Source organism: Fibrella arboris (assembly GCF_041321095.1).
GTDB classification, from domain to species: domain Bacteria; phylum Bacteroidota; class Bacteroidia; order Cytophagales; family Spirosomataceae; genus Fibrella; species Fibrella arboris.
Window position 1 is genome coordinate 50,806 of the sequence record NZ_JBGGWE010000013.1, and the last position, 18,445, is coordinate 69,250.

The 18,445-nt window shown below is 54.0% G+C and carries 16 protein-coding genes; 10 read left to right on the forward strand and 6 right to left on the reverse strand.

All coding sequences use genetic code 11. From position 1 onward, the window contains the following. Nucleotides 1-67: 67 nt before the first annotated feature. The 3 genes from ACAW75_RS20650 (at nucleotide 68) to ACAW75_RS20660 (ending at nucleotide 1,988) form a co-directional block, all read left to right on the forward strand. Complete coding sequence (locus tag ACAW75_RS20650; RefSeq protein ID WP_370730650.1) at nucleotides 68-427, forward strand: four helix bundle protein; 360 nt, start codon at nucleotides 68-70, stop codon at nucleotides 425-427. A gap of 95 nt (nucleotides 428-522) precedes the next feature. Further along, nucleotides 523-1,452 carry a citrulline utilization hydrolase CtlX gene (gene ctlX / locus ACAW75_RS20655; protein WP_370730651.1) on the forward strand — a complete coding sequence of 310 codons (930 nt, stop codon included), beginning with the start codon at nucleotides 523-525 and terminating at the stop codon, nucleotides 1,450-1,452. A 38-nt stretch (nucleotides 1,453-1,490) separates the two neighbouring features. Then, complete coding sequence (locus ACAW75_RS20660) at nucleotides 1,491-1,988, forward strand: MarR family winged helix-turn-helix transcriptional regulator (RefSeq protein WP_370730652.1); 498 nt, start codon at nucleotides 1,491-1,493, stop codon at nucleotides 1,986-1,988. Between the two features lies 1 nt (nucleotide 1,989). On the opposite strand, the gene ACAW75_RS20665 is transcribed toward ACAW75_RS20660, so the two are convergent. Beyond that, the gene (locus ACAW75_RS20665; RefSeq protein WP_370730653.1) at nucleotides 1,990-2,532 is read right to left on the reverse strand and encodes a hypothetical protein; all 543 of its coding nucleotides are present in this window, start codon (nucleotides 2,530-2,532) and stop codon (nucleotides 1,990-1,992) included. 95 nt (nucleotides 2,533-2,627) lie between these two features. Here ACAW75_RS20665 and ACAW75_RS20670 point away from each other — a divergent pair, with 95 nt between their 5' ends. Both ACAW75_RS20670 and ACAW75_RS20675 read left to right on the forward strand, forming a co-directional pair. Further along, entirely contained in the window at nucleotides 2,628-3,095 is a 468-nt protein-coding gene (locus tag ACAW75_RS20670) for a hypothetical protein (RefSeq protein ID WP_370730654.1), read from the forward strand. A 14-nt stretch (nucleotides 3,096-3,109) separates the two neighbouring features. Next, entirely contained in the window at nucleotides 3,110-3,595 is a 486-nt protein-coding gene (locus tag ACAW75_RS20675; RefSeq protein WP_370730655.1) for an MOSC domain-containing protein, read from the forward strand. A 68-nt stretch (nucleotides 3,596-3,663) separates the two neighbouring features. On the opposite strand, the gene ACAW75_RS20680 is transcribed toward ACAW75_RS20675, so the two are convergent. After that, on the reverse strand, nucleotides 3,664-4,314 hold the full coding sequence (locus ACAW75_RS20680; RefSeq protein ID WP_370730656.1) for an HAD family hydrolase: 651 nt from the start codon (nucleotides 4,312-4,314) through the stop codon (nucleotides 3,664-3,666). 87 nt (nucleotides 4,315-4,401) lie between these two features. Further along, a complete protein-coding gene (locus ACAW75_RS20685) occupies nucleotides 4,402-5,583 on the reverse strand; it encodes an MFS transporter (protein ID WP_370730657.1) in 1,182 nt (393 codons plus the stop codon). A gap of 519 nt (nucleotides 5,584-6,102) precedes the next feature. Here ACAW75_RS20685 and ACAW75_RS20690 point away from each other — a divergent pair. From ACAW75_RS20690 to ACAW75_RS20705, 4 genes are all read left to right on the forward strand, one after another. Then, on the forward strand, nucleotides 6,103-6,951 hold the full coding sequence (locus tag ACAW75_RS20690; protein WP_370730658.1) for an AraC family transcriptional regulator: 849 nt from the start codon (nucleotides 6,103-6,105) through the stop codon (nucleotides 6,949-6,951). Nucleotides 6,952-7,172: 221 nt separating this feature from the next. Beyond that, nucleotides 7,173-8,096 carry an N-acetylmuramoyl-L-alanine amidase family protein gene (locus ACAW75_RS20695; RefSeq protein ID WP_370730659.1) on the forward strand — a complete coding sequence of 308 codons (924 nt, stop codon included), beginning with the start codon at nucleotides 7,173-7,175 and terminating at the stop codon, nucleotides 8,094-8,096. A gap of 416 nt (nucleotides 8,097-8,512) precedes the next feature. Beyond that, nucleotides 8,513-9,250, forward strand: coding sequence for a tetratricopeptide repeat protein (locus ACAW75_RS20700; protein ID WP_370730660.1), 738 nt, complete (start codon nucleotides 8,513-8,515; stop codon nucleotides 9,248-9,250). A gap of 19 nt (nucleotides 9,251-9,269) precedes the next feature. Continuing rightward, on the forward strand, nucleotides 9,270-9,623 hold the full coding sequence (locus ACAW75_RS20705) for a transmembrane 220 family protein (RefSeq protein WP_370730661.1): 354 nt from the start codon (nucleotides 9,270-9,272) through the stop codon (nucleotides 9,621-9,623). A 128-nt stretch (nucleotides 9,624-9,751) separates the two neighbouring features. On the opposite strand, the gene ACAW75_RS20710 is transcribed toward ACAW75_RS20705, so the two are convergent. Further along, nucleotides 9,752-12,316, reverse strand: coding sequence for an FdhF/YdeP family oxidoreductase (locus ACAW75_RS20710; protein ID WP_370730662.1), 2,565 nt, complete (start codon nucleotides 12,314-12,316; stop codon nucleotides 9,752-9,754). A gap of 861 nt (nucleotides 12,317-13,177) precedes the next feature. Between ACAW75_RS20710 and ACAW75_RS20715 the strand changes: the two genes are divergently transcribed. After that, nucleotides 13,178-15,376 (forward strand): ice-binding family protein, encoded by a 2,199-nt coding sequence (locus tag ACAW75_RS20715; protein WP_370730663.1) that lies wholly within the window; start codon nucleotides 13,178-13,180, stop codon nucleotides 15,374-15,376. A gap of 143 nt (nucleotides 15,377-15,519) precedes the next feature. Here ACAW75_RS20715 and ACAW75_RS20720 read toward each other — a convergent pair whose 3' ends face one another. Together ACAW75_RS20720 and ACAW75_RS20725 are read right to left on the reverse strand one after the other, a co-directional pair. Continuing rightward, nucleotides 15,520-15,909, reverse strand: coding sequence for an iron chaperone (locus ACAW75_RS20720; protein ID WP_370730664.1), 390 nt, complete (start codon nucleotides 15,907-15,909; stop codon nucleotides 15,520-15,522). Nucleotides 15,910-16,103: 194 nt separating this feature from the next. Then, nucleotides 16,104-18,296 (reverse strand): penicillin acylase family protein, encoded by a 2,193-nt coding sequence (locus ACAW75_RS20725; RefSeq protein WP_370730725.1) that lies wholly within the window; start codon nucleotides 18,294-18,296, stop codon nucleotides 16,104-16,106. Nucleotides 18,297-18,445 lie beyond the last annotated feature (149 nt).

Below are 18,445 nucleotides of genomic sequence, written 5' to 3' on the forward strand. Positions count from 1 at the left end.
GTCGCGGGAGTAGGGTGTTCAGACTTTTTGATAAATTGTCGGAGTACTCCCTAACTGCTACCATAAAATGCGCGTAACTCGATTTGACGGTTTAGTAGTTTGGCAAAAAGCTCAGGATCTGGCAGTTGTTATCTACATGACCTTTCGTGAGAGCAAAGATTTCGGCTTTAAAGATCAAATCTGTCGGGCGGCTGTTTCTATTTCAAACAACATGTCTGAAGGGTTCGATAGAGGCTCCGGCGCTGAGCTTATTCGTTTTCTCAGTAGTTCCAGGGCTGCTGGAAACGAAGTAAAATCAATGAGCTATTTAGCGCTGCGAATTGGCTATATAACTCAATATCAACAAGATAGCCTGATCATTCGTTCTGAAGAGCTATCGCGAATGATTAATGGATTAATCCGTTCATTGAGCAAACAGGCTGCGTAGAGTATCTTGCATTACTATCCAGCGAAGCTAACCCGATAGGGTTTTAATAAAGCGAAGCACTTACGACTTACGAATCAGCCACTTATGACTAAATTATGCAATCACAAACTACGTCGCGCCTGTTAATGATCCGTCCGGTTCGGTTTGGCTTCAACGAGCAAACAGCCGATTCCAATGCCTTTCAGGACCCTTCCCTGGCTAACCAGCCGTTTGAGCGGGCACAGGCCGACGCCCAGCGCGAATTTGATGAGATGGTTCGGCAGCTACGGGCTAGTGGCGTAGACGTGATGGTCTATAACGATACCCCTGAACCCCACACCCCGGATTCGATTTTTCCGAACAACTGGGTATCCTTTCACTTCAGCGGTACGGTCGTGCTATATCCCATGCAGGCCGAAAACAGACGGGCCGAACGTCGGCAGGATATCATCGATGAACTGGCGCAACGGTTTCATGTGGCCAAACTAGTTGATCTGACGGCTTTTGAAAACGAAGGCAAGTACCTGGAAGGCACCGGTAGCCTGGTGCTCGACCGGATGAGCCGCGTTGCCTTTGCCTGCCTTTCCCCCCGTACGCACCCGGATGTGCTGGCTGAGTTTAGCCGTCAAACGGGCTACCGCACTGTTTTCTTCAACGCGGTTGATCAGGCCGGGCAGGCGGTGTACCATACCAACGTGCTGATGAGCATTGGCGACTCGTTTGCAGTAGTCTGTTTGCAGGCTATTCAGAACCTCGACGACCGGTTGATGGTCAGGCAGGAATTGGAGCGGCTGGGAAAACGGGTGATCGAAATTACCCTTGAGCAAATGAATGCCTTTGCTGGTAACATACTGCTGGTTCAAACGACCCGTGGCCAAAAGCTGCTCATCATGTCGAAACAGGCGCACCAGTCGCTCACTGACAAGCAAATCGACGTGCTGGATGATTATGCCACCATACAAACGTTCGACCTGGCCACGATAGAAGCCAATGGTGGCGGTTCGGCCCGGTGCATGATGGCGGAGGTGCACCTGCCCTCAAAGTAGCCGGTAAACGGATTCTTCAGACAGATTGTTAGTGTAGCATGGAAACAGTTGCCCCACATACAGATTTGCCGGGATCAGGCCCAAAGGCAGCGGCGGTGCCCCCCACCCGTTTTGGTGCCTGTCTGCTGTTTGCAGCCAATGCACTTGCGCGGTCTGTGACGGCTATTGGCGACGGTGAATTTGCCAAGATGGGGCTTTCTTACTCCCATGCCTATCTGCTGAGTGAGATTGCGTTACATCCGGGGAAAACACCGACGTACCTGAGCGAAACGCTTTTTCTCTCGCCTTCGACAATTACCCGGCTAATTGAAAAACTGGAAAGTAAGGGGCTGGCCCGTCGGGAAACAATGGGTAAAAACACGAAGGTCTTCGCTACTGAGTCAGGGGCAGAACTGGCTCCGGCAGTGACCGACGCCTGGCAGGCAAACTGGGAAAAATTCACCGATAAGCTGGGTGAGGTCGAAGCCATTGCGCTAACCCGGCAGATTTTTGCCGCTGCCGAACGATTAAATACCGACGCTGGCACAACTCACTAGTTTATTGAGCCGCCGGATTGTCAACGTGCATGTCGGTCACATTCCAGCAGGTCAGGCCCGGCGAGTCTTTGCATTCAAAGAGGGCAAACTCGTCGATTCCGGGTCTGAGCCGTTCAAAGTACAGGACGAATTTAGCTTTCGTACCGGCCTGCACATCAATATGATCGGGCGACAGCCGGATGCCTTCTGCTTTCACAAACGCAAACGTTTCGTTCCCATCAGCTGATACCAGTTTCGACTTGGGATCAATGGAAATCTGGCTCGTTGATGCGCTTCCATATTGCCCTTTAGTATGGTCGAATGTTAGGTAAAGGACTGTATATTTGGCTGTTAACCGAATATCGGTCACACTGAGTTGCGCGTCGGTACTGTGCCCTAAGCCACCGATCGGATCGGGCAGAATACGTCGGTTCAGTTCCTCCATTGGTGAACTCTGTACATAGTATTCCGTTTCATCGGCGGGTTGATGACCTGGCGTTGGCCGGGTCGTGGTGCAGGCGACTGAAAATCCGCACAAGGCAGTGATGAGAAGGAGCCGTTTCATCTTGACAATGTGTTGAGAAGCGATAGTATACGTGAAACCTCTATTCTGTTCGTTCAGTTAGTAAAGTAGCAAAAAATCCCGTCAGCCGCCATTTTATGATCCGTTATCGACTTCTCGCTAAATCACTGCTTGTTCTGGGTCTACTCACCGTTGCGGAAACGGGCCTGGTCTCCTGCAAAAAAGACGATGTGAGCCAGACCATCGCCGCTCGTGCCGACCTGCTCGTCGCCAACGACTGGCGACTCACCCGGATCACCGATACCAACGGCACCATCATAGCCGTAAACCGGCTGGGCGTAGGTGCACTGGCCCTGAATTTTGCCGACATTCAGTTTACGGATAAAAATGTGGCCCGCGCCATCGACCGGAGCACGAAGCAGATCATCAACGGTGGCACCTGGTATCTGGTACAGAACAACGAAGCACTCGACGTCAACGTGACGGGCTTTGCAGGCATTTTCCCCATCATCGCCCTGTCACGTACCCAGCTGATCATTCGCCAGAATACAACCGTCGACGGGCAAAAAACCGATGTGAACCTGGAGTTTGCTCCGTCGGTATAAGCCCCTTAGCCCCTATGCCTGCCAATATAAAAGAGCTTTTCACCACTGTCGCCCACCCCGGCCGTGTTGACTGGATCAGCCTTCGCCCCCAGCGGAACGTACCGGTGACGCCTGTTATGGAGGTGACCGTTTCGGAGAAACAAGGCCTACTGGGTGACCATTATTCAGGGCAGAATGGCAAACGCCACATCACCCTTATTCAGGCCGAACACCTGCCAGCCATTGCCGCGTTTGTGGGCGAACCGGCTATTGACCCGGCGCTACTACGCCGCAACATCATGGTGTCAGGCCTGAATCTGCTGGCGCTAAAAGGACAGCAATTCAGACTGGGTGACGAGGTAATTCTGGAGTATACGGGTGAGTGTTATCCCTGTTCTAAAATGGAGACCGCCCTCGGTGAAGGCGGCTACAACGCCCTGCGCGGCCACGGTGGCATCACCGCCCGCGTCATCCAGGGCGGCCAGGTACGTGTTGGGGATCAGGTGAGGTTGGTTAAATAAGCGTCAGGTTTCAAGGGCTTCGCTAATCCATCACATCGTAGATTAGCGAAGCCCTTGAAACCTGACGCTTATTTAACCAATCGTTCCCAGGTCATTTCCGTGAAGTCGGTGATCACGTCGTTGGTCACGTCGGTCAGCTCATCGATCGTGTGCGTGGTAGCTACGCCGACAACGCGGGCACCCGCTGCCCGACCCGCTTTCACACCCGTCATCGAATCTTCAAACACGATCGATTCTTCGGGCGATACGCCCAGCATTGCCATTGCTTTCAGATAAATCTCTGGGTCAGGCTTGGGCCGCGTGACCAGTTTTTCGTGCAGCAATTCATCGAAGTACGGGCGTAGCGCCAGCGCATCCATCACGAAATCAAGGTTTTCCACGGGTGCTGAAGTGGCAACGGCTGTTTTAATACCGTGTTCCTTCAATACTTGTAGAAAAGAAACAAGCCCCGGAACAGCGACAATATCAGGCGCATAGATTTCGCGGAACAAGGCTTCTTTTTCGTCGGCAAGCCGATCGAAATCAGCCACATCAACAGCCTGATCCGGGAAGAGATGCCCTAGAATAGCCCGGTTATGCTTGCCCGATACGTATTCCACGAATTCGGCATCAGAGAGAGTCCGACCGTGTTGTTCGTAGTATTTCCGCCAGGCAATCTGATGGTGCGGGTTGGTATCGGCAATAACGCCGTCCATATCGAAGATGACTGCTTTGAGCATAGAGGAAGGGAGTCGTTGGGAAGTCGATCGTTGCGCTGCTGCCTTACCTGGTCAAGGTGAGCGGAGCGCTATTAACTGACGACCTGTTTAAAATAAGGTAACAAACCGGCTGACGAGTGCTGAGCCGAGTAGCATAAAGGCAACGAAGAGCAGGCCCCAGTTCAGGCCAAACCCCTCGGCGATGAAGCCGATTAGCGGTGGACCAGCCAGAAAGCCAATAAAGCTAAAGGTAGCGAAGGTAGCCAGTCCGGCAGCGGGTGGAATATTCGGAATGCGTAAGGCAGCTGAGTACAGGATCGGTGCTCCAAGCGAACTACCAGCCCCCAGCAGCGCAAAGCCAAGCAGCGCTGCGGCAGGCACGGGAACCACGACAGCCAGTACCAGACCAGCCGCACCGATCAGACCGCCGAGCAACAACCAGCGTTTGGCCCCGATACGGGGAATAATGGCATCGCCCATGAACCGGCCCAACGTCATTGTCAGCGAAAAGGCCCCAAAGCCCAGTGCCGCCACCTGGCTGGTCGTTTTCAGCGAATCGCGCAGATAGACGGCGCTCCAGTCGAAGGCCAGCCCCTCGCCCATCGCTACGGCCAGGCCAATAAAAATCATCAGCAGCAAATCAATGTTGGGCCGCACAAACGAAGCCGACTTTTCGGGCGGCACCACCGGAATCGATAGCAACGTAGGACGAACAAGGAAGGTGACGAGCAACACGGCGATGGCGATACCGGCCACATGCAGCCCCGGTGGCACATGACTGGCAAGGGCAATACCGGCGATGAGCGAACTCAGAATTCCCCCTACGCTCCACATCCCGTGGCACGACGACATAATGACGATCTTGTTCGCTTTTTCAACGTCTGTTGCCAGTGTGTTCATCGCTACGTTGATCAGCGCACTACACAGCCCGACCATGTATAAACCAAACGCCAGCATAGGTACGTTGGTGGCGTTGACGGGTATGAGCAGGCTACAGCATAAGGCAATGGCCGCCCAAAAGCAGGCGTTGGCACTCCCCAGCCTTCCCACGATCCAGGCCGTGAGCGGATTCATGGTGATCAGGCCGGCCGGCATCGCGAAAAGAGTCATGCCCAGTTGGGCATCAGACAGTGATAAGGCCTCCTTTACATGCGGAATGTGGGCCACCCAGCTTCCAAAGACCAGGCTCTCGGACGCAAACACCAAACCAACAGCACGGGCCTGTACGTCAGTAAAAAAGGCAGAGAGATGCCGGGTAAACGCCTGAATCGGTTGAGCAGATGAATTCATGACACAAAGATAGAGCCTTCTGCCCGCTGACGATATGCTTTCATTTACGCCTTATAATGCTATATTGACATTTTAGTAGCCAGTATGGATCAGAATTGACTATAAGTACGTTAATTCAGCACTATATGATTTACTCCAGGTACGTTGCATCCACATGGTTTCTTTCAGCAGGTATGTATTGCTTTTTGCTCCAGGTTCCGCGCCCTTCGAGTACGCGTCCCGGACAGGCGCCCACACCGTTGTCGCTTGCCTGTGGCGAGTGACCCTTAACTGTAGGGCCTCTGGCCCGGTGGTAGCTGAGAAACGAATGTTTTAGTTAACCCAGGTAAACGTAACCACCGGGCCAGAGGCCCTACAGTTAAGGGTCACTCGCCACAGGCAAGCGACAACGGCGGGCAAGCGACAACGGTGTGGGCGCCTATCGAGGACGTCTAGTCGAAGGGCGCGGAGCCTGGAGCAAAAAGCAATACATACCTGCTTAGCACAAACAACTTTACTAATTCATCACCTTCCCAAGCCATGCGTTTACAGTTCGAGAAAATAGAGCCGGAGCCAGATAGTTCGTTTAAAGTGGTGCATCTCACCACCCCGCAAACATGCTGGGTATACTGGCATTATCACCCTGAATACGAGATTGTTTACATCCCTGAAGGCAACGGGCGACGGCACGTTGGCCAGCATGTCTCGAACTATGAGGAGGGCGAGTTAATCTTCATCGGCCCTAATATTCCGCACCTGAATTTCAGTTACGACAAAGAGGGTGACTATGAAGAGGTGGTCGTTCAGTTGCGCGACGATTTCATGGGCGAAGAGTTTCTTCAAAGGCCTGAAATGGAGGCCGTTAAACGGCTGTTTAATCGCGCCAGTCAGGGCCTGGTTTTTGGGACAGCTACCAAACAACTTGTTGGTCCGCTGCTGGTTCAACTGGCCAGCCAAACCGGCTTCGATCGCCTGCTTTCCCTGTTGAGCGTGTTTCAGAAATTAGGCCAGGCCACAGACGTAGAGCCACTCCAGGCCGATGGCATTCAATTCACCGTTGACCCGAAGGAAGAGCAGCGCATCAACCGGATTTACAGCTACGTGGCGGATCATCATGCGGAGCCGATCGACCTGAGAACGGTGTCTGACCTGGCTAACCTGACTGTCCCCGCCTTTTGTCGCTATTTCAAGCGTATGACCCATCTGACGTTTTCCGATTTCGTGAATGAGTACCGCATTAATCAGGCGCGGCGGCGGCTCCACACCAATCAGACCATTGCCGCTATCAGCGCCGACGTAGGCTATACGAACCTGTCGCACTTCAACAAAACGTTCAAATCCATCACGGGACAGACGCCGACGGGATACCGCAAAGGGTTAGTGGGGTGATGGTATCGGTGTAGCCCCACCGGAATGCCCTACGCCAGCAGTCAACTGGTATGATCATGGATAATTAGCCGCCACTAGCTCCTCAATCCCTGATCAACTACCCATACATAGCCTGCCTTAGCCCGCGACTTGGCGACCGCTTCGATTTGTCCTATTTTTGCAGCGTTACCCTGCTTATTTTCAGCAGACAACCACTAGCCAACTTACAGTTTACCAGCGCTTTGCCAAGTCATCTCACCGCCTTTATCTGCCTACTGCTCATCGGAATGTTGCCATTCAGCAACGCGGTCAGCCAATCTAAACCTCGCAGCAAAACGGGTTCGCACACCCGACGTGTGGTAGTGCGAACAACGAAGCGGCCTGGTAAACGTCAGAAAGCCGGCGCAGGTAAACGGGTCATTATCAAAAAAGCAGTTGTAACCAAGAAAGCAGCGAAAGCTGTTTCACCCGCCGTATTGAATCGGTTACCGCTCGGTGGTACCGTTTTCTACCTGGCTTCAGGCCACGGCGGACCTGACCCCGGAGCGATCGGAAAGTTTGGCAAATCCCTTTTGCCCGAAGATGAATACGCCTATGACGTGACCATCCGGCTAGCCGATTTATTGAAGAAACAAGGCGCTACGGTGTTTATGCTGGTGCAGGACCCCAACGACGGCATTCGGGATGACGCCGTGTTGAAGCTCGATCACGACGAAGTGGCCTACCCGCATCAGGCCATTCCGTTGAACCAGACAGCCCGACTCGATCAAACCACCGCAGCCGTCAACAAGCTGTATGCCAGCCATAAAGCGGCCTATCAACGGTTCATCACCATCCACGTGGATAGCCGTAGCCAGGGGCAGACCATCGACGTTTTCTTTTATCACCACAGCCATAGCCCGGTCGGGAAGCGGCTGGCCAAACACATTCACCAGCGGTTCCAGGCCAACTACAAACGGCATCAGCCCGCCCGCCCCTACTCCGGTAAGGTCTCGACCCGCAACACACTGTATGTGGTAAAAAACAGCCACCCGCCTACCGTTTTCATTGAACTGGGCAACATTCAGAATCGGCTCGATCAGCGGCGGTTTTTACTGGCCTCCAACCGGCTGGCCCTGGCTAGCTGGATGATGCAGGGTATCCTTGACGATTATCAGTCGCGGTAAGTCGCTTCCCTTTCCCCAACCTTTCCAGAATTGGCCGTTCCTTCGTTTATTGATCAGGAATAACGTTCTGAATGGCCTGGTTGAAGACGAACAGTAGGGGCTGGGACCAGCTATCGTCAGTTTCGTACGCCTACGCCAATGGCGTTCATACGCTCACCTTGACGGAACGTCAATTCGGTTGCTTAACAAAGGCTTTGACAACATGACCAGGCGATCAGCCCTGTAGCACCGAAGCGCCAGCTTCGGGAGTGTAGAACTAGCCATGACTCCCGAAGCTGGTGCTTCGGTGCTACAGGGCTGATCGCTTAGAATAGACCGCCATTTATGCCAGCCAATTCAGCTTACTGAACTCGAAACAAGCGCTACGCATTACTTTTGCAGGATGTCTCGTTCGGCATTCGTTTTCAGCCCAATCAATGCGTAAGCTCACCATACATCGACAAACCGCCCTCGCGGTTTTCTTTTCATCAGTCATTCTGTTTGCCTGTACCACCTCCGACGATTACCTCGACCAGGGTCGTGCTTTGTTGCGGGAAGGTAAATCGCGGGAAGCGCTGACAGCCCTGAACCAGGCCGTTGAAGCCGACGCCGACAATGCCGATGCCTTTAACACCCGCGGCGTGGCGTATTTCGAGTTGAAAGAATACAGCAACGCCCTGCTCGACTATGACCAGGCGCTGAAACTGAAACCCGACTTTTACCGGCCGTATTACAACCGCGCCTTGTTAAAAACGGCGCAGGGCGATGTGCAGGCGGCGTTAAAAGATTATTCTGAAGCCATTCGGCTGGCTCCCGACACGGCCAAAACGGCTACGTCTGAAACGTACCTGAACCGGGGGCAGTTGTTCGCCCTTCAGGGCCAGACCCAACCCGCTCTCACTGATTTCGACCAGTCGATCAAGCTGAATCCGAAGAATGCGCTGGCTCTTTACAACCGGGGCAATCTGCGATTCAACGAGAAAGACCTGCCGGGCGCTTTAGCTGATTTTCAGGCCTGTGTGTCGATCGACCCCAACTTTGGCAAAGCTTTTTATGGACTAGGTCTGGCGCAGGTACTAGCCAATCAGCGAGATGCGGCCTGTCTTAGCCTCAAGCAGGCACAGAAGCTCAACTACGTCGATGCCGCCAGTGCCATTGCGGCTTATTGCAATTAACGAAACTATCGCTTACCCCATGCGTAAAACGGTCTCGCTGCTCTTCGCCCTGTTGTTCGTGCTGTTCGCCGCCGTTCAATACAATGACCCTGACCCACAGGTCTGGATTCCGATCTACGGCTTTGCCGCCATGGCCTGTATCATGGCGTTTGCGCGAATCGGTCAAGCCTGGTTTTTCGGCGCAATGGCCCTGATCTACGGCGCGGCGGCGGTCTATCAGTGGCCACCCGCTTTTGAAGGGTTTCTGCTCGATGAGATGGGTATGAAAACGGTCAATATCGAACTGGCCCGCGAATCAGGTGGCTTGTTCATCTGCGCCCTCGCTATGGGGTTACTGGGCTGGCGGGTCTGGCGGGATAAGAAAGCGAATTGACGCACTGTATTGCTTCGCGCTGATCTGTATTGCTGACGCTGGGCCCTTCGACCGCAGCGTCAGCAATACAGATCAGCGCGAAGCAACTCCCACACAGATCCATCACATACAAGCCACAAGCAACGTACCTACGCGGCCAGCTCCATTGGCACAGCTTCGGTCTTGCCTTCGGGCAGTTGTTCAGCAACCGGGTCTACCGTCACAATAATGAACTTCGAAGTTGGGGTGTTGCTGATGTAGGCGACGCTGGCAACCGGCACCAGCGGGTTTACTTCAGGGTAATAGGCCGCCGTATTCCCTTTCGGAATGTTGTAGGTAACGGCTACGAACCGTTCCAGTTTCCGCTCCTGCCCCTCGAAGTGACTGGTGATGTTTACGAGTTGACGCTCCCGAATCCCCCGTTCCTTCATGTCGTCGGCGTTCATAAAAATAACGCGCCGCTCGCCGTACACGCCCCGATACCGGTCGTTGTAGTCGTAAATCGTGGTATTGAACTGGTCATGGCTCCGAATCGACATCATCACCAGTTGGCCGGGTGCTATGTCGTGTTTCACCATGTCGGTCACCGTGAAGTTGGCTTTGCCATTTTCGGTCGTGAAATTTCGTTCGCGTGGACCGTTTGGCAGGTAGAAGCCACCGGGTTTTCTGATCTTCTCGTTGAACTTGTCGAAACCAGGAATCACGCGGGAAATGGCGTCCCGGATCAGGTCGTAATTCTCCGTGTAACCCACCCAGTCAACCGTCGATTTCTCGCCCAGGGTAGTGATCGCGATGCCGGCAATAATGGCTACTTCGCTAAGCATCTCGCCTTCCAATGGCTGCAGCACGCCTTTATTCTGGCTGACCACGCCCATCGAGTTTTCGCAGGATGTAAACTGCTGCCCCGATTTCTGCCTGTCTATGTCTACGTGCGTCAGGCAGGGAAGCATCAGTGAGGTCTTTCCCGTAACCAGATGGCCACGGTTCAGTTTTGTGCTGATAAACACCGTCAGGCTCTGTTTGCGAATGGCCTCGGCCACAAACTCAGTGTCGGGCGATGCCGACAGGAAGTTACCGCCCAGGCTCACGAATACCTTACTTTTCCCCTCGTGCATGCACTTGATCGACTCGACCGTATCGTGCCCGTGTTCACGTGGCGGGTCGAACCCGTATTCTTTCTGAAGGGCATCCAGAAATTCGTTGTGAGGACGCTCCCAGATACCCATCGTGCGGTCGCCCTGCACGTTGGAATGGCCACGCACCGGACACGTACCTGCGCCGGGTTTGCCCACGGCTCCTTTCATCAGGTGCAGGTTCACGATCTCCTGAATGGTCATGACGCCATTTTTCTGCTGCGTCAGGCCCATGGCCCAACAGGTGATCAGCTTCTGTTTGGGCGCAATGATGTTGGCCGCTTCGAGCAGTTGCTCCCGCGTCAGGCCGCTCATCGCTTCAATGTCTTCCCAACTAGTATTCCTGATCGTAGCCAGGAATTCGTCGTAGTTGGCCGTGTACTCTTTAATGAATTCGTGATCGATCACCATGCCCGGGTTCAGCTCTTCGGCCCGAATCAGGTGTTTCATAATACCCCGCAGCACCGCCATATCGCCGTTGATCTTCACCTGCAAATGCAGATCGGCGATCGCTGTTCCCTGGCCGAGTAACGTACCTACTGCCTTGATCGGGTTCATAAAATCCTGCGGATTCTTGAAATGACTTAGCCCCGCTTCATACAACGGATTCACGGCAATGATCTTCGCGCCATTCCGCTTGGCAATCTGTAAAGCGCTCAGCATCCGGGGATGATTCGTCCCCGGATTTTGTCCCATAATCAGGATCACCTCCGCCTCGTGTACATCATTGAGCGTTACCGACCCCTTGCCTAGGCCGAGCGTAGGGCTCAACGCTGAGCCGCTGCTTTCGTGGCACATGTTCGAGCAATCGGGCAGGTTGTTTGTCCCGAACTGACGGACGAATAGCTGGTACAGAAACGCAGGCTCATTCGGCACTTTTCCCGACGTGTAGAAGATCGCTTCATCGGGCGACTTCAGTGCGTTCAGTTCGTCGGCCACCACTTGAAACGCCTCGGGCCAGCTGATCTGCGTGTAGTGCGTGGCGCCGGGACGCAGCACCATGGGGTGCGTCAGTCGACCAGCGTTGTTCAGATCCCGGTCGGTCATGCGTGACAGGTCGACCAGACTATGTTTAGCGAAAAACTCGGGATCGGCGCGGCGGGTGTCGGCGTCGGAGGCCGTTGCTTTAGCGCCGTTTTCGCAGAACTCCGCCACCGACCGATGATCGTCGGGGTCGGGCCAGGCGCAGGACGAGCAGTCAAACCCGTCTTTCTGATTTAGTTTCAGCAAGGCGTGGGTACCACGACCAACGCCCGCTTCGCCCCACGAAAACGCCATCGACTTCAGCACGGCCGTTACGCCAGCCGCTACCGTAGCGGGCTTGCCCAGTTTCAGACCGGTAAAGGCTTCGGGTGGCTGGGCCAGCACGGGGTTTCTGTCTTTCGCACCAATGGTATCGGGGGCGGTTAGTGGGCGCTTGTCAAGCGGTCCGACGGTTCGGTCTGGTTTACCCTGAGGGTCGTAATGATCTGCTGCCATCTCTGTTCCTTGACCAGGGCGTTCGCCACTCATCGGCTTATTTTCAGCGTGCTGCTCAGCCGCATCACTGGGCCTGCTGTCGCTTTTTGGGGACTTATCCATACTCGTAACGTTGGGGTAAAACAGAACACGTCGGTACTGTATGATAGGATAACAAAATAATTGGCTCACCGGGCCAGCCTGGCGTGTATTACCCGACCCGAGGGGCCGTTCGATCACTCGCCTTCGCCGCGACCAGTACTTTTAGAGGCACTATAACCACACGCCAAATCAAGGCACGCCAGGCGGAAACATTAGTATACTTTCCATAAAGTTAGCAAACTTATGGTGGCTTCCGCGACAAAAGTGGCACGGTAATTAGTCGATTTTTTTTAGGAGCAAACCGGATACCCTGAGCTAGATTCACCTGAAAGCAAGCGAAAAATCACAAAAAGGTACCGTATCCTAATCAAAAAATAGTCTGGCTTGACTTTTGTCAGGATCACCCGATAAGGAAGCTTAGTCACTTGCTCCTACCGGCTTAGCTGACTAATCAATCCTTTCATTGCCAGTTTTTAGCTTCCAGCTTCTTAGGCGTCATACGCGTTCACCGTAGCTATTTCGGTGACCAGACTCCAAGTTTCGCCAAAAAGAAAGGTTACCAGAGACAGAAGAAACAGGCTACTCTGGCAGCGCACCCTACGGACTACCGATCATCGATAAGTACATCGATCGATCCAATCGACCCATGGCTTCTGCATGACTATCTGCCCTTTCCGGCACTTAGCTATTTCCCTCTTAATTCATTCCAACAGTCGTCGTTCAGCACGAGCCTATCAGGCCTTTTTGTCGGGCTACTGATTATTCTTTCCTGCTCTCGGCGTACCGTCCGAACCACAGGCTCACAGGCTACATGGGGTCTCAATTAACCACAAGCCATTCACTCTCTACACTGTAGGCAAGCTGCTTACTACACCTGTTCTCATGAAGAAAGAACTACTTCCGTTGATTGTCTATGTTCTTTTACTGGTCTTACCAATCACTGGTTTTGGACAAGCCCCAAGTCTTGGCACCGCCTCTACGTTTGCCTTGTTTACCGCCAATGGTGCCTTCAACAGCACGGGGGCGGCCGCCGTTGTAACGGGTGATGTTGGTACGCGTGTAGGCGCATTTAACGCGTTTCCGCCGGGCACGGTAACGGGTCAAGTTCGGCTGCCGGGCAGTACCCAGGCAACTCAGGCAGCGTTAGACGTGGCGACCGCTTACAACGCCCTGACTTCGGTTACCTGTAGCACCTTGATCAGCCCTATTCTGGGCAATGGTCAGACACTTACGGCGGGGGTTTATTGCCAGACAACGGCGGCCGCATCGTCTCTAGTGGGAACATTGACCCTAAACGGCCCGGGTACGTATATCATCAAGCTCAACAGCGCCCTCACTACTGCTGCCGGATCGACCATCAACCTAACGAATGGAGCCTGCCTCAACGACGTTTATTTTCAGGTGAACGGTGCTGTAGACCTCGGCGCAGGCTCGGCGTTCCGAGGCACTATATTGGCCAATGGAGCCATTAGCCTACAAACCGGTGCCACACTGGAAGGTCGCGGTTTGTCGATTGCCGGAGCGATTTCTATTCGTGACAATACCGTAACGACTTACGCCCAGACAATGGCTGTAGCCGTTACGGCTGGAGCCTGTTCCACCGCTACGAACACGTACGATCTTGCGGGGGTAATCTCACTTACCTCAGCGGTTGCGGGTACGCTGACCATCACCGATGGCGATGGAAGCAGTTCAACAACGGCATCCGTCACCACGGGGCAAACATCGGTTGCGTTTGGCCTTTCAGGCCTGACGTCCGGCACGGGCACACATACCGTCCTTGTAACAGGACCTGGCTGTAGTTCGGCGGCAATTACATATAATGCCCCCAGCTCCTGTACATCAGCGGCTTCGGTTCCAGCAACGTTGACCGGAACGGTGTACGCCGACAACAATGCGACTACTGTTCGCGACAGTGGCGACACCCCTATTGCCGGTGTGGTGGTCACGCTGCTGAACAGTAGCAGTCTGGCAGTCGCATCAACAACGAGTGGCCCCTCAGGTACGTATAGCTTTACTGGCCTGACTGCCGGACAGCCGTACTCGGTCCGTTTCTCAACGCCGGTTGGCTACACGATTGCCGCGCCCGCTAGCGGCATCACTGGTCCACTAACGTTGACTTCGGGAGCAACCGTTGGCAGTGTCGACGCAGGCTACCGCGCCATCGCCCCAACGTTAACGCTGGGTCTGTTCGTCGATCGCTCCATTGCCAGAGTGGGCAACACGCTTACGTACAGCATCGTATTGACCAATTCAGGTAACGGACCGGCCGGTAACGTCGTCGTGCGGGATTCAACATCGGCGGGCCTGAGTTATCTGGCTAATTCAGCCACAGTACCGGCTGGCACGACATTCACTCAGGGAACGCCCAACAGCTGGTTTATTGCCAGTCTTAGTGCCGGTCAAAGCCTCAGCCTGACGTTTCAAGCCGTGGTCGACGGGTCGGGCATTCTGTATAACACGGTCAGTATTCCCGGCGATACGCTCCGGGTTTGTACGTCTATTCCCGTTAAGCTTTGCCCCGGCGACGAATATATCCTGTCTGTTCCGGCGGGAAGCGCCAGTTACCGCTGGTTTAAAGATGGCGTGCCGATCCAGGGCCAGACGACCAATGAGTTGGCCGTCAGTGCCCCTGGCTCATACAGTCTGGGTATCGATAACGCGGGAGGTCAATGCCCCAATTTCTCCTGCTGCCCCTTTATCGTGGAAGCGGATACCTTGCCCGTCTTTGTAGCAGCGGCGATTCCCGCTACCTGCATCAGTAACAGTGCTCAGTCGAACGGGCAGATCGGGTTGAGCGGGTTCAACGCCACCCATACGTATCAATACTCACTCGGCATGACCTTCGACCCGGCAAACTCACTGTCGGGCACAGCGCAGCCAATTCCTGCCAATGGACTCATTGCAAGTACGCTGGCGAACCCGGTGGTGGCGCAGGCGTATACGGTTCGGGTTACAAACAGTTCAGGCTGCTATACCGACGTCACCGTCATGCTCCTGCCAACCAGTTGTACTTGCCCAACAGACGTCTGTGTGCCGTTCGTCATTCGGAAAATCAGAGGAGTAGCCGTTACGCGGTAATGGACTAACGATCTGAAGGGGACGCGGCTGTACGGGATTGAAAACGATTGCCACGGATTAGTAGTACACGGATTAATCGAATAAAGCAGAACAGATCTGTTTAAATCCATTTCCATTATACCGTGGCAATCGCTTTCAGTCCCTTACAGCCGCGTCCCCTTTTTCGCCAACGCTTTTGCCAGGTTTTCCTGCACCCTGAATTTGACAATGCGGGTGATCAGGTCGAGGGGGAGCGGCTTGTCGAGGGGGAACTGGACTGTGCCTTTCGTGCAGTTGTACGTGGACAACTCGTCTTTGAAAGCGGTGATGCCCGATGCTGTTGGGTAGAAGCCGATGTGGTTTTTGTAGCCCGCAAAATAGACCAGTTTACCATGCAGCATGAACGCCGGCATCTGGTAGCTGATCGTTTCTACCGCCTCCGGGGCGGCCTCTCTTATAGCCTGCCTCAGCTCTTCCAGCAAATACTGAACAGCCTCTGGAAAGTCGTACAAGTATTCGTCAACGGATTTAGGGGTGGGTTTTGATGGATTCATAGCAGGAATGGATTTTCTTGTTGTTGGCGCATTGCTTTCGCGTGCCTATTGCTTTGCGCTGTAGTATAGCTTCGCAAGCTATACTACAGCGCAAAGCAATTTTTGAGGCTCACGTAACACCCATGATAATCATTGACCAAATCGCGCTAAAAAGAAATAAGCAACTTATTTCTAACCCATTACACTAATACCGCCTACTTCTCTCCCGGATGATACGTCTTCTCAATGTGTTTCTGGATGTCTTCGGGGTAGAATAGCACGTCCTTGAATTCCCCTTCGCAGTAGAGCGGCGCCTGGTCAGTGAAGTGTTTTTCGCCGGGTCGGCTGCTTTGGCCACCCGTCACCACCGACCGCGCTTTTACGCGTTTGCCAAACTCAACCACGGCCACAAAACTATTGCCGACGCTGCCATACCGCTTCTTCGTTCCTGGGTACGTTCGGGCTGCGAACGCCGCCAGCGAACCCCAGGCCGATGACGTAAAGCCAACGGGAATGCTCGGCTGGTTGTCGTCGTAGGTTTCCTGCGTTTTACCGGTCAGGCGCTGGTAGCGATTGATCGCCCCCCAGGGTGTTTTCCAGGTGCCAAAGTCACGGGTCAGGTCTTTCAGCACCTCGGCCAGAGCCGTTACTTTTTCCTGCGCAGACGTTTTTTCGTTCGTGAATGCACTAAGCCCCAGGTTATCGAATCGCTGGTCGGCGGCAGCACGGCTACGAGCCAGGCGCTGGATTTTTTCGCCCCACATGATCGCCAGCGTCTGTCCAACGGAGGTCTTTCCGTAGCCTCTGTCCCAGTCTTTCAACACCTGTATAGCCTCAGTAAGGTCTTTCGACTGGTTTTCAACGTTGCCGGAAACGGTCTGGTAGGCGTTGAGCAAAGGCGGTAACAAATCGTCGAAAGCAGCCAGATGCGGGTCATTGGCGGCGGCGATCAGCGTATCGAGCGTGAACAGGGTCTTGTGGCTCAGCACCCGGTCGGCGTTGATACCCCGGTAATTTTCGGCGTCGGGTGCCATGTAGGCGGGGTATTTTTTGGGGTCGGGGCTGCTGGTTCCCGACACGGTGAAGGGCGTTGAATTGCAGTTCTGAATCCAGCCTGTTGCCGGGTTACGTACCTGCACAATGTCGTCGATCGGGTGCAGTCCTTTCCAGTCTGTTTCGGGATTGCTGCCATCAACGGGCTGATCCCAGTTGAATTTGGGGTCGCGACGAGGCATGAAGTTGCCGTGCCAGTAGGCGATCGTCCCGTTCCGATCCGCAAAAACGGTATTGTTCGAGGCGTTTCCATTCAGCTTCATCACGTCCTTGTAGGTCGCGTAATCCTTCGCTTTTGTCCGCAGATACGATTGTGAGAGGGCGTTCAGTGGCGTATTCATCATGTCGATGGCGATCCATTTCCCGTCTTTCTCGCCGGCAATGGGCCCGTGCTGTGTGAAATACATGGTAAACTCTTTGTACTGAATTCCACTGCCCGACTTGTACGGCAGGCGCACTTTCTGGGTCCGAACGGGCTTGAGCGTTGTACCGTGTTTGTAGTAGAGGTCGTTGCCTTTCTTCTCGATGGTTTCCAGGTACTCGTCCATCGAATCGGCGTAACTCGACGTGTGCATCCAGCCGCAGTTTTCGTTGAAGCCCTGATAGACAAAGAATTGCCCCCAGGTAACAGCTCCGTATGCGTTCAGCCCCGCCTGGCTGACCATGTGCACCTCCGACCGGAAATAGAACGAGGTGTGTGGATTGATCAGCAGTAAGGCATTTTTCGTTGCACTCTTCGACGGTGCAATGGCGAATCCATTCGAGCCAATCGATTCGCGCTCATAATGGTCGACGCTGCTATTGAACGACGTCGATTTGCGCTGCTCATACAATGCCTTCAACCGTTCGATGGACACTACGCTAATGTTGCCACCAATGCTGCCTTCGCTGAAGAGCAGTGGCATCCAGGGCTGGAAGCGTTTGATGAGTTTCGGCGTCACGGCCGGATGGGTGAAGAGGTAGTAGTTCGCCCCATCGGCAAAGGCATCCAGCAATTGCTTCATCCAGACCGGGCTTTTTTTATAGATCGCCACGGCCTGGGCCGAATCCATAAACAGCCGGGCCCGCAGGTCGTGATACAGTGCCGACTCGCCTTCTATCTCGGCTAATCGACCAATCGACGTGATGTAGTTTTCTTCGACTCGGCCGAAATCGTCTTCACACTGCGTGAACAGGAGGCCAAACACTACGTCGGCATCTGTCTTTCCGTAAATATGCGGCACACCCCAGGTATCGCGGGTGATGGTAACCTGTTTCGCCCGTTGCTGCCAGCGGGTAATCTCGGCGTTGGTAAAAGCCTGCCCGTTTACAGGGATTGACCCTAAGAACATGATGAGGCTTATGGCTACGCTCATCGACCGCGATGTAAAGCAATTCATTGAGGATGGGGTATGATGAAATGATGGTAAGGCTGGGTACGTTGGTAAGGTAGTTTTATTTGATAGTTCATACTGTAGGTTGCTGACGCTAGGCACTTCGACTAGGCCGGTTCGCCGCTGCGATC

Excerpts from the sequence above, each read along its gene's own strand:
- ACAW75_RS20680 (WP_370730656.1), bottom strand. The coding sequence starts at position 4,314 with ATGCTCAAAGCAGTCATCTTCGATATGGACGGCGTTATTGCCGATACC.
- ACAW75_RS20650 (WP_370730650.1), top strand. The coding sequence starts at position 68 with ATGCGCGTAACTCGATTTGACGGTTTAGTAGTTTGGCAAAAAGCTCAG.
- ACAW75_RS20705 (WP_370730661.1), top strand. The coding sequence starts at position 9,270 with ATGCGTAAAACGGTCTCGCTGCTCTTCGCCCTGTTGTTCGTGCTGTTC.
- ACAW75_RS20685 (WP_370730657.1), bottom strand. The coding sequence starts at position 5,583 with ATGAATTCATCTGCTCAACCGATTCAGGCGTTTACCCGGCATCTCTCT.
- ACAW75_RS20670 (WP_370730654.1), top strand. The coding sequence starts at position 2,628 with ATGATCCGTTATCGACTTCTCGCTAAATCACTGCTTGTTCTGGGTCTA.
- ACAW75_RS20675 (WP_370730655.1), top strand. The coding sequence starts at position 3,110 with ATGCCTGCCAATATAAAAGAGCTTTTCACCACTGTCGCCCACCCCGGC.
- ctlX (WP_370730651.1), top strand. The coding sequence starts at position 523 with ATGCAATCACAAACTACGTCGCGCCTGTTAATGATCCGTCCGGTTCGG.
- ACAW75_RS20690 (WP_370730658.1), top strand. The coding sequence starts at position 6,103 with ATGCGTTTACAGTTCGAGAAAATAGAGCCGGAGCCAGATAGTTCGTTT.
- ACAW75_RS20700 (WP_370730660.1), top strand. The coding sequence starts at position 8,513 with ATGCGTAAGCTCACCATACATCGACAAACCGCCCTCGCGGTTTTCTTT.
- ACAW75_RS20715 (WP_370730663.1), top strand. The coding sequence starts at position 13,178 with ATGAAGAAAGAACTACTTCCGTTGATTGTCTATGTTCTTTTACTGGTC.
- ACAW75_RS20720 (WP_370730664.1), bottom strand. The coding sequence starts at position 15,909 with ATGAATCCATCAAAACCCACCCCTAAATCCGTTGACGAATACTTGTAC.
- ACAW75_RS20660 (WP_370730652.1), top strand. The coding sequence starts at position 1,491 with ATGGAAACAGTTGCCCCACATACAGATTTGCCGGGATCAGGCCCAAAG.
- ACAW75_RS20725 (WP_370730725.1), bottom strand. The coding sequence starts at position 18,296 with ATGAGCGTAGCCATAAGCCTCATCATGTTCTTAGGGTCAATCCCTGTA.
- ACAW75_RS20710 (WP_370730662.1), bottom strand. The coding sequence starts at position 12,316 with ATGGATAAGTCCCCAAAAAGCGACAGCAGGCCCAGTGATGCGGCTGAG.
- ACAW75_RS20665 (WP_370730653.1), bottom strand. The coding sequence starts at position 2,532 with ATGAAACGGCTCCTTCTCATCACTGCCTTGTGCGGATTTTCAGTCGCC.